General features: G+C 49.5%; 10 protein-coding genes. All 10 read right to left on the bottom strand.

Going from position 1 to position 15203, the window contains the following annotated elements; genetic code table 11:
- Positions 1-3: 3 nt before the first annotated feature.
- On the bottom strand, positions 4-849 hold the full coding sequence (locus tag BR02_RS0109515; RefSeq protein WP_031516507.1) for an FAD/NAD(P)-binding protein: 846 nt from the start codon (positions 847-849) through the stop codon (positions 4-6).
- Positions 850-853: 4 nt separating this feature from the next.
- A complete protein-coding gene (locus tag BR02_RS0109510) occupies positions 854-1873 on the bottom strand; it encodes a 4Fe-4S dicluster domain-containing protein (protein WP_031516506.1) in 1020 nt (339 codons plus the stop codon).
- A gap of 11 nt (positions 1874-1884) precedes the next feature.
- Entirely contained in the window at positions 1885-2835 is a 951-nt protein-coding gene (locus tag BR02_RS0109505) for a 4Fe-4S dicluster domain-containing protein (RefSeq protein WP_031516505.1), read from the bottom strand.
- Positions 2836-2845: 10 nt separating this feature from the next.
- Entirely contained in the window at positions 2846-3265 is a 420-nt protein-coding gene (locus BR02_RS0109500; protein WP_031516504.1) for a hydrogenase iron-sulfur subunit, read from the bottom strand.
- A gap of 37 nt (positions 3266-3302) precedes the next feature.
- Positions 3303-6311 carry a CoB--CoM heterodisulfide reductase iron-sulfur subunit A family protein gene (locus tag BR02_RS0109495; protein WP_031516502.1) on the bottom strand — a complete coding sequence of 1003 codons (3009 nt, stop codon included), beginning with the start codon at positions 6309-6311 and terminating at the stop codon, positions 3303-3305.
- 663 nt (positions 6312-6974) lie between these two features.
- Positions 6975-8678, bottom strand: a complete 1704-nt coding sequence (locus BR02_RS0109490; RefSeq protein WP_031516500.1) for a formate--tetrahydrofolate ligase — start codon at positions 8676-8678, stop codon at positions 6975-6977.
- Positions 8679-8787: 109 nt separating this feature from the next.
- Positions 8788-9237, bottom strand: coding sequence for a nucleoside-diphosphate kinase (gene ndk / locus BR02_RS0109485; RefSeq protein ID WP_031516498.1), 450 nt, complete (start codon positions 9235-9237; stop codon positions 8788-8790).
- 14 nt (positions 9238-9251) lie between these two features.
- A complete protein-coding gene (gene ftsH / locus BR02_RS0109480) occupies positions 9252-11081 on the bottom strand; it encodes an ATP-dependent zinc metalloprotease FtsH (RefSeq protein ID WP_031516496.1) in 1830 nt (609 codons plus the stop codon).
- Between the two features lie 74 nt (positions 11082-11155).
- On the bottom strand, positions 11156-12568 hold the full coding sequence (gene tilS / locus BR02_RS0109475) for a tRNA lysidine(34) synthetase TilS (RefSeq protein WP_031516494.1): 1413 nt from the start codon (positions 12566-12568) through the stop codon (positions 11156-11158).
- 144 nt (positions 12569-12712) lie between these two features.
- Complete coding sequence (spoIIE, locus tag BR02_RS0109470; protein WP_031516492.1) at positions 12713-15184, bottom strand: stage II sporulation protein E; 2472 nt, start codon at positions 15182-15184, stop codon at positions 12713-12715.
- Between the last annotated feature and the right edge of the window lie 19 nt (positions 15185-15203).

The raw sequence follows: 15203 nt of genomic DNA, 5'->3' as shown, positions 1-15203 counted from the left end.
TAATTAATATTCGTTAGGCAATTTCTTAAGTTGTGCCAGGGTAAATACCGGGCCGTCTTTGCAGACGTACTTGCTGCCAATATTACAGCGTCCGCACATTCCTAAACCGCACTTCATGCGCATCTCTAAACTCATAATTATTTGTTCCGGGGTAAAACCCAGTTCCTCCAGCACAGGCTGGGTAAATTTAATCATCACCGGCGGTCCGCAGATGATGCAGACGGTGTTCTCCGCGCTGGGGGCCTCTTCTTTCACCACCGCAGGGATAAAGCCGGTGCGCCCGGTCCAACCTTCCACAGGACGGTCAATGGTGGTTACCAGGTTTATGTCATCCCGTTCTGACCACTTCTTCAGCTCGTCTTTGTAAAGCAGTAAACCGGGGTTGCGGGCTCCGTAAATCACTGTCAGGTCCCCGTAGTCACCGCGGCGTGCGGGGTCTAACAGGTATTCAATGGTGGAGCGCAGGGTGGTAAAGGCAAAACCACCACCAATTATTACTATGTTCTTTCCCTTTAGGTCTTCCACAGGGTACCAGTTGCCCAGCGGTCCGCGCACACCCACTATGCTGCCTTCTTCCAGCAGATGCAGCGCTGTGGATACCACACCTACCTTGGCCACTGAAAATTTCAGTATCCCGGGCTCGGTGGGTGAAGAGGCGATACCGAAGGGCGCTTCTCCTTTACCGTATACCATTAGCTCGGCAAACTGGCCCGGCATGTACTTGAAGTTCTCTTCGTCTTCTTTGTTTACAAACTCCAAGGTAAAGGTGTGGATCAGTTTGTCTTCGGTCTCGGTAAAGTTCTTTACCAGTCTCATCGGTATTGGCAAATAAGGGTTGTTTCTATCCATTCTCTTAACCAACCTCGCTTCCGGTGTCCTGTGCCTTGATTTCCGCCAGTACTTGCCGGATGTCCATGTTCACAGGGCAGTTTTTGATGCACCTTCCACAACCCACACAGGCGGTGGCATTGTATCTGTCTACGAAGTAGTTAAATTTGTGCATTACGCGTTGTCTAAAACGTTCTTTCCCGCTGGTGCGGGGGTTATGTCCTGAACCGTGCAGTGTAAACAGTGGGAACATGCAGGCGTCCCAGTTTCTTACCCGGCAACCTTCACAGTCTTTGGCATCGTCTTCAATGTCAAAGCAGTGGCAGGTGGGGCAAAGGTAGGTGCAAGCTGCACAGCCTATGCATTTTTCGTGTAATTTATCCCAGTATTCGTGGGTAAACATGCCGTCCAGTTTTTCTTTTAAACCGGCAAGGTCCACTTCACTGGCTACTGTGGCCGATGCCTTGGCCTTTTCCGCCAGGGCCTTGGCTTCTGCGTCTGCTTCCGGCAGGTTTAGTTTGCCCACCAGTTCTTTGCCTTGTTCGGTTATGGCTTCTACCAGGTAGGCTTCGCCTATGTCGGTAAGCAGTACGTCTGAGCCGTCGGTGTCAAAGGGGCCGCTGTTTACCGAGGTGCAAAAACAGGTGCCGGAGGGCCGGTTGCAGCCCAGGCTCACTATTACGGTGTTGTCGCGGCGCGCCAGGTAGTACACGTCTTGGTACTGATCGTTTGAAAATACGTTGTCAAGCAGCATTATGGACTTGGCGTCGCAAGGGCGCAGGCCAATGGCTACGCTCTTGGTGTCGTCCACCTTGCTGTCCATCCTTAGTCCCTCTTGGTTAACGCTGTAGTTAAACAGTTCTTCGGACTGAGGGAAAAGGATCTCTTTGGGGGGCTTTTTGGAGTTCTCGCCCAGCTTGGCTTCAGCACCTTCTTTTATTGCTTTAAAGGCGATGTTGCCGTTTTCGTCCACCGGAGCATATACCCGGTATTCTTTAGCTAGCTGGTCCAGTAGTCCGGCAATTTCGCTTTTCTTAATGATCATCCTTTTTCACCTCATTCCTTCATCAAGAACGGTTGCGGGTCGTCCGGGGTGAAGTCGTTTAGTACCGGCTTGTCGTCCGGATTTAGGCCCGCTTCGTATCCAAAGGTTTCTTTTACGTCTTTTACTCCTTTGCGGGTTAAAAGCGAAAGCTTTATGCCCATTGGGCAGGCCCGCTCACAGGCTCCGCAGTCGGCGCAGCGCCCCAGCTGGTGGAATACTCTCACGCCCTGGAATATTAGGTTGTCTTTGGCGCTGTATGCCCGCTTGCTGATCCACTGCGGGCTGGATGTGTCCACAAAGCATTCTGGGCAGTAGCAGGTCGGGCATGCGTTGCGGCAAGCATAGCAACGTATGCACTTCTCCATCTCTTGGGCTAAGAAGCTTGCCCGCTCTTCTGCGCTCTTTGCTTCAAATTCTTCCACTTCGGCAAAGCTTAGTTCTTTGGCAGCCACTTCTTCGCCAACCAGTTCGTCATATATTACCGGATTGCCGTAGGCGCAACGGATACAGGTGTCGTAGTATAGTTCTGCCTTGGGTGCCTTTTGTTCAAAGCCATTGCCTTTCAGTGTTATTTCTTCGCCGTTTATTTCGGCTTCCAGTATTTCTCCGCCCACCAGTTTTGATGCCTTTTTGCGGTCTATCATTCCCTGGCAGGGCACTCCTATGATGTACAGCTTTTCACGGTCGATTTGGTTTTCTTTCATCAGGGCCACTATTGATCTGGTATCACAGCCTTTGGCCACCACTGCTACTTTCTCTTCCCGTTTCCTTAGGTAGTTGGTAAGGTTGTTTTCGCAGTATTCGTCCCAAATCAGGTTCGCCGCTTGGTCTACCGTCCGGGCAAAGTAAGGTGTGCTGCGGAGCGGTAGGCTTCCCTGGGCAAACCCCACCACCAGGTCTACTTTCTTTTCTTCTAAGAGTTTTTTGGCGGTGTCTTGTATTACTTTACTTAGATTTTGCATCCGCTACACCTCAATCCGCTTTTTTAAATACCCCTTTGGGGGGTCCAATCTCTTTTACTCGCTCGCTTACTTTGGATACCACATCGGCAAATCTGCCGCCTTCAGCTGCAGATACCCAGGTAAAGTTTACCCGGTCTTCTTCAACTCCCATGTAGTTCAGCATGCTCTTTAAAAGGGCAAATTTGCGACGGGCCACGTAGTTACCACTGACATAGTGGCAGTCTCCGGGGTGGCAACCGGAGGTTAGTATACCGTCTGCTCCGTTTCTTAAGGCCGAAAAGATAAATAAGGGGTTGATTCTACCCGAGCACGGAACCCGTACAACGCGTACGTTGGGGGGATATTGAAGTCTGCCTACTCCCGCCAGGTCCGCACCGGCATAGCTACACCAGTTACATAAAAAGGCTACCACTTTGGGTTCGTATGACATTTGTCTACCCTCCTGTCTTTCAGTGAGTGAGCTCATCTTAAAGGGCGCTCACCATGGCCATTATTTGCTCGTCAGTGCAGCCTTTGATATTGATGGCACCACACCGGCAAGAGGAGGAGCATGCACCGCATCCCTTGCACAGAGCTTCGTTGACCACTGCCACTTTTTCTTCTAAATCCACTTGTACTGCCTTGGCCGGGCAGATTGCTTCACAGGCTCCGCAGGCTGCGCACTTCTTCTTGTCTACCACTGCGCTCTTGCCTTCTACTATGATGTCGCGCTTAGCCAGTACGGTGGCCGCACGCCCTGCCGCTGCCTTGGCCTGGGAAATGTTTTCTTCCATGTTCTTTGGACCGTGGGCTAAACCGCACATGAATACTCCGTCGGTTCCAAAGTCCACAGGACGTAGTTTTAGGTGTGCTTCTAGGAAGAAGCCTTCTTGGTTTAACGGTACTTTAAAGAACTGGGACAGTTTTTTGTTTGTTTCCAGCGGGGGTACGATGGCCGAGGCCAGACCCACTGCGTCTGTTTGAATTTCTATCGGCTCTCCCAGCACGTGGTCGGTCACTGTTACTTTTAGGCTGCTGGGGGTCAGTTCTACCACCGGCTTGTTGTCTTCGCTGTATCTGATGAAGATTACGCCCTTTTGCCGTGCTTCGGTGTACAGGTCTTCAAAGAAGCCGTAGGTTCTGATGTCCCGGTAGAGAATGTATACGTTGGCTTCGGGACGGCGTTCTTTGATTTTTAAGGCCAGTTTGATTGATTTGGTGCAGCAGATACGGCTGCAGTATGGGCGTTCGCTGTCACGGGAGCCCACGCACTGGATCATTACTACGTTGTTGACTTTGTCAAAGTTGCCCTTGGCTATTTCGTTTTCCATTTCCAGCAGGGTTTGTACCCGGTGGTTCTCTCCGTACAGGTATTCTTCCGGTTTGTATTCTTGGGCTCCGGTGGCTATTATGGCCACACCGTGTTTTAGTTCTTCGCCGTTGGTCAGTTTGGTGGTGAAGTTGCCCATAAAGCCGTTTACGTCGGCTATTTCTACACCGGTGTATACTTTGATTTTGTCGTTGCTTTTTACTTGGTCAATCAGTTGGTTTAGGTAGGCCGGTATGTCTTCGCCGTTCATGCCGTAGGTCATGCGGCGGGCTATTCCGCCCAGTTCTGCTTCTTTTTCTATCAGGTATACTTGGTAGCCTTGGCTAGCCAGGTTTAGGGCGTTGTTCATTCCGGATACGCCGCCGCCGATTACTAAAACGTCGTGGTTCATGTCCAGGGTTACCGGATGTATCGGCTGTGCCAGGCGCACTCTGTTTACTGCCATTTTTATCAGGTCTTTGGATTTTTCGGTGGCCTTTTCAGGCTCGTTCATGTGTACCCATGAACATTGGTCTCTGATGTTGGCCAGTTCAAACAGGTGGGGGTTTAGGCCTGCTTCTTTCAGGGTCTCTTGGAACATGGGCTCGTGTGTCCGAGGACTGCAGGAGGCTACCACCACACGGTTTAGCTTGTGTTCTTCTATTGCCTCTTTTATTTGTCCGGCAGAGTCTTGGGAGCAGGCATAGATTTTGTCGGTGGCAAATACTACGCCCGGAAGGGTCTTGGCGTATTCAACTACGCTGGGTACGTCCACCACGCCGCCGATGTTTATGCCGCAGTGGCAAACAAATACGCCTGTGCGCACAACTTCTCCGGTTACATCTTGTTCTGCCGGGTATTCTTTTTCTTTGGTCAGGGTGCCTTTGGCTTCGGCCAAGAGGGCTTGCACTTCACCGGCCGCTGCACTGGCTTGCATTACTGTCTCGGGTATATCCCGGGGACCGGAAAATGCTCCCGCCACGTATATGCCTTCTTTGTTGGTGGCTATGCCGGTCAGACCTTGGGGTTGGCAGAATTTGTATTGGTTTAGTTCTATGCCCAGCTTTTCTGCCAGTTCCACCGCTTCTTTCTTAGGCTCTAAGCCAACGGACAGTACTACCAGGTCAAATTGTTCCACCTGTATCTTTCCGTCTTCCAGCGCATAGCGAATGTTTACTGCGCCGTCTTCGCCGGCTGTCACTTCGTATATGCGGTTTCTTAAAAATCTTACGCCGTTTTCTTCTACGGCGCGGTTGTAGTATTTTTCAAATTCTTTGCCGTAGGTTCTCATGTCCATGTAGAAAATGGCGGTGTCCAGTTCGGCTTTGCTGTGCTCTTTGGCAATTACCGCCTCTTTGATGGCATACATGCAGCATACAGATGAGCAGTAGCCGTGGTCCTCTTTGCAGTTACGGGAACCTACGCATTGAATCCAGGCTATCTTTTGGGGCTCCTTGTGATCTGACGGGCGTACCAGGTGGCCGCCAAAGGGTCCGGATGCTGATAGTATACGCTCAAATTCTAAGCTGGTTATTACGTTGGGTACTTTGCCGTAGCCGTAGTAGTCCAGCTTTTTGGCGTCAAAGGCGTCAAAACCGGGCATTAAAATTACTGCCCCTACTTCTATTACTGTCTCGGTATCTTCCATGGTGTGGTCGATGGCGTCCGCTTGACATGCTTCTAAGCATTTACCGCAGGCCTTGGGCTTTTTCAGTTTTAAGCACCTGTCTCCGTCAATGGCGTAGGCATTGGGGTATGCCTGGGCATAGAGTTTGTATATGGCTTTTCTTTTGTCCAGGCCTTGGTTAAAGCTGTCGTCTACTTTTACCGGACATTTCTCTGCACAGGAGCCACAGCCGGTACATTTTTCCGGGTCCACGTAGCGGGCACGGGTTCTTATGGTGGCCTTGTAGTTGCCCGGCTCCCCTTCCAGCTTTACCAGCTCGCTGGTGGTCATTACGTTAATGTTCAAGTGACGGCCGCAGTCCACCAGTTTTGGGGACAGTATACACATTGAACAGTCGTTGGTGGGAAAGGTTTTGTCAAGGGCGGGCATGGTGCCGCCTATGGCAGGACTGCTCTCCACCAGGTGCACGTAGTAGCCTGACTCGGCCAGGTCCAGTGATGCCTGTATACCTGCAATTCCTGCACCTAATACCAGTACACTTCCTATCTTTTTTGTACTCATAGTTTTCACATCCGTCCTCCTATTAGTAACATGTCGGTAAGCGACATAAACCCCTTTTATATCAGGGGGAGTTACATTATCCGACAACTTGTCCAACGGAACTACAATTAATGGTAAGATTTTGCAAAAATGTCGTGTCACCGATAAGGCAAAGGGATGACAATAATTCACCTCCAATTCCAAATATTTTGTAATTTAGGGTTAAATGTAATTCTTGTTTTTGGCAAGAAGCCCTTCCGCAAACAAGCTTACCCAATGGTGACCACCACATTTTGGTTTACAGCTGTTTTTAAGCTGTTTTACGCCTATAGGTCTTCTGGCTTAATGGAATTTTCGCAAATACGCTACAGTAAGGCCCATTATCGCATTTTTCTACTATAGTTTAGTATAATGCTTTAAAATATAGGTGTCAATTTCTTTAGATACACTAAAGATCTTTGGGCCGGCCACTGATTTATTATAATAATACGTTATTTATAAAAAAATACCTGCCTGGTTTGTGAATTTTTTTATTACCAGCGAAAGAAAATTTAATTATTGTCGCAAATCACCGGCTAAACAGTATATTATTTACAGATATGCCAAGATATGATTATAGTGAAGGCCGGTGGAAAAATAAGAGGTAGACAAAAGCTGTCCACCCCTAAATTAAACCGGTAAGCCTTAAAACAAGCCCACAGTTTTTCCGTTTTCATCAATGTCCACCATATGGGCTGCCGGTTTAGAGCCCAGTCCCGGCATGGTGCGCATTGTGCCCGCAAGGGGGTAAATGAAACCTGCCCCAACCGATGCCCGCAGGTCCCTGATGGGAAAAATATAGTCCCGGGGTACATTCTTTGCAGAGGGATCATGGGAAATGGATAAATGGGTTTTAGCCATGCAAATGGGCAATTTACCCAGTCCCATTTCTTCAAAGAGCTTAATTTTTTTCTCTGCCTGGGGATCGTAGGAGACACCGGCCGCATTATATACCTTGGTTGCTAACAGCTCTATTTTTTCCTTAATGGATAATTCATCTGGATACAGGAGCTTGAAGTCGGCAGGCCGGTCGCAGGCCTCCACCACAGCCCGGGCTAAATCCACTGCACCCTCGCCCCCGTCCCGCCACACGGTGATGGGGTATGCCCCCTGGGCCCCTGCCTCCAGGGCTTTCTTCTGCACCAATTCAACCTCTGGGTCGGTGTCCGGAGTAAACCGGTTTATGGCAACCACCACCGGCACCCCATAATACCGGGCAACTTTAATGTGATGGGCCAGGTTGTCGCATCCCCTTTCCAGGGCAGGCAGGTTTTCTTTGGTCAATTCCTCGGGCAAGGGTTTACCGGCCACCACCTTTCCTAAGCCGCCATGCATCTTTAAAGCCCTAATGGTGCAGGTAATCACCACACAGTCAGGCCTTAGGCCCGATTGGCGGCATTTAATATCCATAAACTTTTCCATGCCCAAGTCAGCCCCAAATCCACTTTCGGTAACCACATAATCGGCCAGCTTTAGGGCCACACGGTCTGCAATAACGGAGTTATTTCCCTGGGCAATATTGGCAAAGGGGCCGGCATGCATGATACAGGGTTGCCCCTCCAGTGTTTGAATCAAGTTGGGCTTTAAGGCCTCTTTCATTATTACCGTCATTGCGCCGGCAGCTTTCAAATCTTCGGCAGTAACAGGTTTGCCGTCGTAGGTGTAAGCCACCACAATACGCCCCAGCCGCTGGCGCAGGTCTTGCAGATCGTCGGCCAAGGCTAAAATGGCCATTACCTCTGATGCCACCGCCATGTCAAAGCCCGTTTGCCTGGGGTAGCCGTTTAAGGGACCTCCCAGGCCGATTACTATATCCCTTAAAGCCCTGTCGTTGATATCCACAACGCGATTCCACATCACCGTCATGGGATCGATATTCAGTGGGTTGTTTAATAAAATCGAGGTGTCAATCATGGCAGCCAGTAGATTGTTGGCTGCGGCAACGGCGTGAATATCCCCGGTAAAGTGAATGTTAATGTCCTCCATGGGAACAACCTGGGAATATCCGCCGCCGGCGGCGCCCCCCTTAATACCAAAAACCGGACCCATGGAAGGCTGGCGCAGGGTAGTAATTACCTTTTTGCCCACCTTACCCAAGCCCTGGGTCAAGCCTATGGTGGTAACGGTCTTTCCTTCCCCCAAGGGGGTAGGGGTAATGGCAGTTACATCAATTAACTTTCCTTGGGGTCTGTCAGCAAATTTGTCCAGAACACTTAAGTTTATCTTTGCCTTATATTTACCGTAGGTTTCAAAGTCATCTTCTGATAAGCCCATTTGTTCCGCAAGCTCCACTATGGGTATCAGCTTATGGGATTGGGCAATCTCTAAATCGCTAGGCACCTGTTTCATCATCAATCAACCTTTCTTTAATGAAAGTTTCTAAAAGTCCCAATTACTGACCGGCACAGGCGGCAGTATAAAAACAAATTTCTCCAGTATATACTGGAGAAATCGTCAACTACTCATAAATCCAAGGTTCCAGGGCGCGGTCATAGTCCAACAACTCTTCGGGCTTAAAGAAGAGGGCTATCTCCCTCTTAGCACTTTCCGGAGAGTCAGAACCATGAATAATGTTTCTTCCCACGTCCACCCCGTAGCTACCGCGAATGGTACCCGGCGCTGCCTTTAAGGGGTTGGTTGCCCCCATCATTTCCCTGGCGGTTGAAATTATTTCCTTACCTTCCCAGACCATGGCCACCACCGGAGCCGATGTGATGTACTGCACCAGGGGCTCAAAAAAAGGTTTTCCCTTATGCTCGCCATAGTGGCTTTCAGCCAGCTCCCTTGATATTTGCATCAGCTTCAAGCCCACCAGTTTGTAGCCTTTTTTTTCAAACCTGGATATTATTTCCCCTGCTAAGGCCCTTTGCACTCCATCCGGTTTAATCATTAAGAAAGTTCTCTCCACCGTTCCCTTCCCCCTTATGCACCTTTGTTAGCTTCTAGCCCCTGTTCTTCCATTAATGCCGCAAACTCTTCTGCCTCAATGGTTTCTTTCTCCATCAAGGTCTCGGCAATGGCATGAAGGGCATCATTGTATTTTTCTAACAGTTTCTTTGCGGTTTCGTAGCAGCTGTCAATGATGTTTCTAACTTCCTGGTCAATGGCAAAGGCGATTTCTTCACTGTAGTTGCGATCCCTTGCTATATCCCTGCCCAGGAAGACCGCTTCCTGTTTGCGTCCTAAGGTCAATGGCCCCAGTTTTTCACTCATTCCATATTCCATAATCATCTTACGGGCCATTTCCGTGGCTCTCTCTAAATCGTTTTGTGCCCCGGTACTAATTTCCTTGAGGGCTATATCTTCGGCCACCCGGCCGCCCAGCAGCATGGTGATTTGATCGATCAGCATTGAACGGGTCATATAGTAGCGGTCCTCCTTGGGCAGCAGCAGTGTATAACCGCCGGCCCTGCCCCGGGGAATAATAGACACCTTGTGCACAGTGTCTGTATTGGGCAAAAGATAGCCCACCAGGGCGTGTCCCGCCTCGTGATAAGAAACCAGACGTTTTTCTTTTTCGCTGATCACCTTTGACTTTTTCTCAGGGCCGGCAATTACCCGCTCAATACTGTCCTCCAGCTCTTTTTGGCTAATTTTATTTTTGTTAAATCTGGCAGCCAGCAGGGCCGCCTCATTTACCAGGTTTGCCAAGTCGGCCCCGGTGAATCCCGGCGTACGCCGGGCCAAAATTTCTAAGTCCACGTCTTCCTCCAGGGGCTTGCCCCTGGTATGAACCTTTAAGATGGCTTCCCGGCCCGCAACGTCAGGTGCTGCAACCACTATCTGGCGGTCAAACCGGCCCGGCCTCAACAGTGCCGGGTCTAAAATATCCGGCCTGTTGGTGGCGGCTATAATAATAATGCTTTCATTGGGCGTAAAGCCGTCCATCTCAACCAGCAGCTGGTTAAGTGTTTGTTCACGCTCGTCGTGACCGCCCCCGACCCCGGCGCCCCGCTGGCGTCCAACGGCATCAATTTCGTCAATAAAAACAATACAGGGCGAATTCTTTTTCGCCTGATCAAATAAGTCCCGGACCCTGGAGGCACCTACACCCACGAACATTTCCACAAAGTCAGATCCGCTGATGGTGAAAAAGGGAGTCCCGGCTTCCCCGGCCACCGCCTTTGCAAGCAGCGTCTTCCCTGTGCCCGGCGGTCCATAGAGCAGTACACCCTTTGGTATCTTGGCGCCGATTTTACTAAACTTCTTTGGGTTTTTTAAGAATTCCACAATTTCGTTGAGTTCTTCTTTTTCTTCATCTGCCCCGGCAACATCATCAAAGGTTACCTTTGGTTTGTCGTCAGTCTGCAGCCTGGCCTTACTCTTGCCGAACTGCATCACCCGGCTGCCGCCCCCTTGACTTTGCTGCATCAAAAAGAAAAACAAAAAGACCAGCAGTAAAACCGGTAGAAAACTGGTTAGTACGCCCAGCAACCAACTGGGCCTTTCCGGCTCTATCTGCCTAAAGGGCAACCGTTGTTCTTTAACCATTTGTAAAAGTTGTTCGTCCGGCCAGGGGCCCATCGATGAAAATTGCCTATTGTCCCTTGTTAAGGTGCCGGTGATATAATTGGTATTGCCATCGGCCTGGAAAACTATTTCCTGTACCCTACCTTGCTCAACGCTAGCCAGCAGTTCATCGTAGCGCAGTTCCCTCACATCTGTATTGGTAGGCGATGCATACTGAATTAGCGCTATGATCACCAGAACAATTAACATGTAAATCATCAGGTTCTTGATGACCTTATTCAACAAAGCCACTCCTCTCAAAATACGGCTTAAAAACCATACACGTTATAGTACCATAATTTTAATGGGTTTTCAATTTATGGTTTATTATACATTTTAACCAGCTTTAGATGTAAAATTTCCTCGGTATTCTCGGTCACTTTCCAGTATTCCCCCACCCGCACACCGCTTACCCATATAATTTCTTTTCCTTTGCAAACCAGGGGTATGGCATCCCTTTCTGCCCGGGGAATTTTCTGATCGATAAAAAACTTTTTCAATTTTACCCTTCCCCCGCCCAGGGGCTTAAACACATCCCCCGGCAGCCTGTTTCTTACCAGCAATTCATGGCCTACACTGCCATAATCCAATACCGCCTCTGTGTGCCGAAACATCCGGGGGTCTTTTTTTAAATGGGCTGCACTATATACATCCGCAACAATCTGCATATCCGCTTCCTTAATTATTGTGGTACCCGGAATCTTTAATCGGTAGCAAAACTTGTTCACCGGTTTTTCAACAGGAGGATATTTAAACTCAATGGCCCGGCTGCCCACCTTACAGAGGAGTCCGGTGGGCAATTCTAAGATACCGCCACCTGTAGAAGCCGCCAATTTCACCACTGATTCAACATGGTAAAATGAAAGATCCCTTTGGCTGCCGGTAACAGTCCTCCATGCCTGCCTAACTACCCGCCTTTGTATCGCCCTATGTAAGCCGTTAAATTTTAACCTGTCCAGCGGCAGGCTGCCCGCTGCCTTGGGGTCCGTTAACAAGGCTGCAAAATCCCTTTGGGACTGCCCTTCTATGAAATCATCCTCATCCCTGGAGATATCCGCCAACCTGTTTAATAAGGTAACAATTTCTTGATTATAATCCTTCTCTATTAAGGGCAGTAAACTTTTCCTTACCTTATTGCGCAGGTATATTTCCTCCTGGTTTGAACTGTCATTGCGAAAGTGTAACTTGTTTTGAAAGCAGTAGCTTTCAATTTCACGGCGCCTGACGGGCAATAAGGGACGGATATAAAAGTTGTCCCGCACCGGCCATATTCCGGTAAGGCCGGTAATTCCTGTTCCCCGCAGTAGGTTTAAGAGCACCGTTTCAGCCTGATCGTCGGCATGGTGGGCCAAGGCTATTTTGTTACAGCCCCGTTTCCGGGCCACCTCTTTTAAAAAGTTATAACGCACTTCCCTGGCGGCAACCTGGGCGGACAATCTGTGCCGGCCTTGGTATTCGGTAACATCCATTGACTTGATGTCCTTGGGTATTTGCCACTTATCACAAAGGGCCTCCACAAACAGAGCATCTTCCTCGGATTCCCTGCCCCGAAACATATGGTTTAAATGGGCCACATGCAACCGCATATTTAATTGTTCACTTAACCTGAAAAGCATATGAAGCAGTGCCACCGAGTCGGCACCGCCGGAAACTGCCACCAGGACTTTGTCACCGGGGTCAACCATTTTATTGGAGTAAATATACTCCAGCACACGCCCTATAAGATCCATTAATTATTTCACCCACTTAATGGCAACAGTAGCTAATTTTCCACATCTGGAGATTATTTTCCTTCTAAAAGACGATAATTATTTTATTTTGACATGTTTAACTTTTCACTTGACATAATTTAGAAAAAATAAGCGGCGCTGCCGCTAAATTTGTACATTTTCAAATTTAGCCACCAGCACCGTCATATCATCGGCCACCCTGTGGGCACCGCCCACACCGGTTTCCACTATTTGCACAAGCACCTCTGCCAGATCCTGGGGAGGCAAAGCTGCCAATTCCTCCAGTATTTTTTTAAACCACTCTTCCTTCTCCATGGCATGGGGGCAGCCGTCCAGTACACCGTCGGTAACCATGACCAGCAAGTCCCCCACCTCCAGCTTTATCCTTTGGGTGGTCACCTCAATATCTTCAAGTATACCCACCGGAAGTGAATTGGAGCTTATGGTTGATACCCTGCCCTTTCTCACCAAAAAGGTAGGGGCGGCACAGATCTTAATTAAATCTGCCTTTCCCGAATACAGATCCACCAGAGCCAGGTCCACGGTGGCAAAGCTGTCATTGGGCGAACGCAGCACTAAAATAGAGTTAACGGTTTTAACGGCCATATCCTTTTCAAAACCCGATTCTAACAGCTGGCTTAACAGTTTAATGGTTGCTGAACTTTCTATGTATGCCCGGCGCCCTGTGCCCATGCCATCGGAGACAATTAATGCATACTTGCCTTCCCTGAGCTGCATGGTTGCGTACCCGTCGCCCGAAATCCCTTGACCGCCCTTGGCCATTTTGGCGCAGGCCACCGTTAAGCGATAGGGTAAAGAAGAATACATTTTAAAACTACATTCCCGGTGCCCCTCCTTTAAACAACAGCCGGTATGGGGCAGGGACAGCTGCTGTCCGGTGACGGCCGATACCAGCGGCGCCACCTTATGGTGGCATTCCATCCCTCCCCCGCAGGGGGGCCGTGACAATTCCACCTCAATTCGCCCGTCACGGTGATTAAAGATAAAGACCTCGCCAATGGGTATGCCTTCTTTTTTGAGGCGTTTTCTAATGGCCTCTTCAATTTCCCCGGACACTTCCACATCCTTTTCCAGTTCCGCCGACAGGTCGGTCATTATTTCAGATATGCCCTTTAGCTGTTCCGACACCAGCTGCCTGCTGTCTAACAGTTTCTTTTGCCAATAGTTATTTAACTTAAAGTTATCGTAAAGGCAGGTGACGGTTATTACCATCTCCTTTAATCGGGCACACCTTTTTTTCATGCTGTCCGGCAAGTCATCAACGGTTAATTTCCCTTGGAGCTCCACAGCGGTTAACAGATCCAGTATTTGCTGGTAGGTGCGGTAAAACTCCCTCTCCCAACAGGTACGGTATAGGGCACAGCCATTGCACACCTTCTCGCCCACCTCAACAAACAAGCGCTCAAGGCCGCTCTCCTCTTGGGATTGCTCCACAGTGGCAGACACCTGTCTAAAACTTACCGCCAGCTCATTAAAAACCCGAGCCCAATCCCGCATTTTGCCGGCGGTCATTTCCTTCAGCCTTGTTTGGGCTAAGGTGGGTTTATGTAACCTTATTCCCGGTGTGGCAGGAAGCACCTTGTTAATTGTTTCTATCCACCCATTGGGAAGAAAGCAAAAGATTAGGGTGGCCAGTGCCGTTTCCACCATCACTTCAATCATATTGCCATAGTTGCTTATGTATATGGACAACAATATATTGCCCAACAAAAAACCCATGGCCACACCGATACGGCCAAACTTTCTAAACAGGCCCGCAAATAGGCCGGCAAATGAATATGCACCGATAATGACCGGGGCCACCACATAAGACAGGCCCGGAATAACCCCCACCACCGCACCGGCGGCAGCACCCAATCCCACTCCGCCCACCAGGGCGGCCAGGAGTACAATAAATTTACTTACAATTTCACGCAGACTTACATTATAAATACTTAGCTCACCTGTGCCGGCAACAATGCTGCCCAACAGTAAAAGCAGGCAAAAAACAGCCTCGCCGCTAATTCGTTTGGGAGCGGTCCGCTGCCATAGGGGGGGCAGCCCCTGCATAAATGCTATGGTCAGTACACAGGCAAAAACCGCCTCAAAAAGGGCGCTTATGTAGCCATACAGGGCCCCGGCACCATAGGCCACAAAGATGCACTTGATAATCAACACCGTAATAAAAACCGCCCCGGGCACCACATACCAGCCGCCCTGCCTCACCTCAGGTACAAAGCGAATGATTAAGTAAAGGGCCAGCATGGCCAAGGCTGTGCTGATAAGGTTAACACCGCCGCTTACCGTTGACAAACCCAAGGTTGCAAAAACTAACACCCCGAAGTTCCTTGCCCCGGCCACATGGGCGGCGGCCGCCACAAAGGCAACGGCAAAGGGCATTAGTTCTCCCATCAATACCGCCCGGCCAAGAAAAAAAGCGGTTAGGTACAAAAGTAGCCACCGCCCGGCGAAAGCCTGTCTTATCGCTGACCAAGGTACAGAAGAGTATTTGTTTGCTTTTTTCTTTTTATTTCTGCCCACCCCGGCATAGGCGCCCGCTTCCTTATTGCTTTCACCGATGCGGCGGTAGGTATAAATATCAAAGTCATTGAACATTTTGCCCACCCCTTATACT

Origin of the sequence: Desulfofalx alkaliphila DSM 12257 (assembly GCF_000711975.1) — a bacterium.
In the GTDB taxonomy this organism is placed as follows: Bacteria; Bacillota; Desulfotomaculia; order Desulfotomaculales; family Desulfohalotomaculaceae; genus Desulfofalx; species Desulfofalx alkaliphila.
Note: the sequence above shows the minus strand (reverse complement) of the source record. Positions and strands in the feature narration are given on the sequence as shown.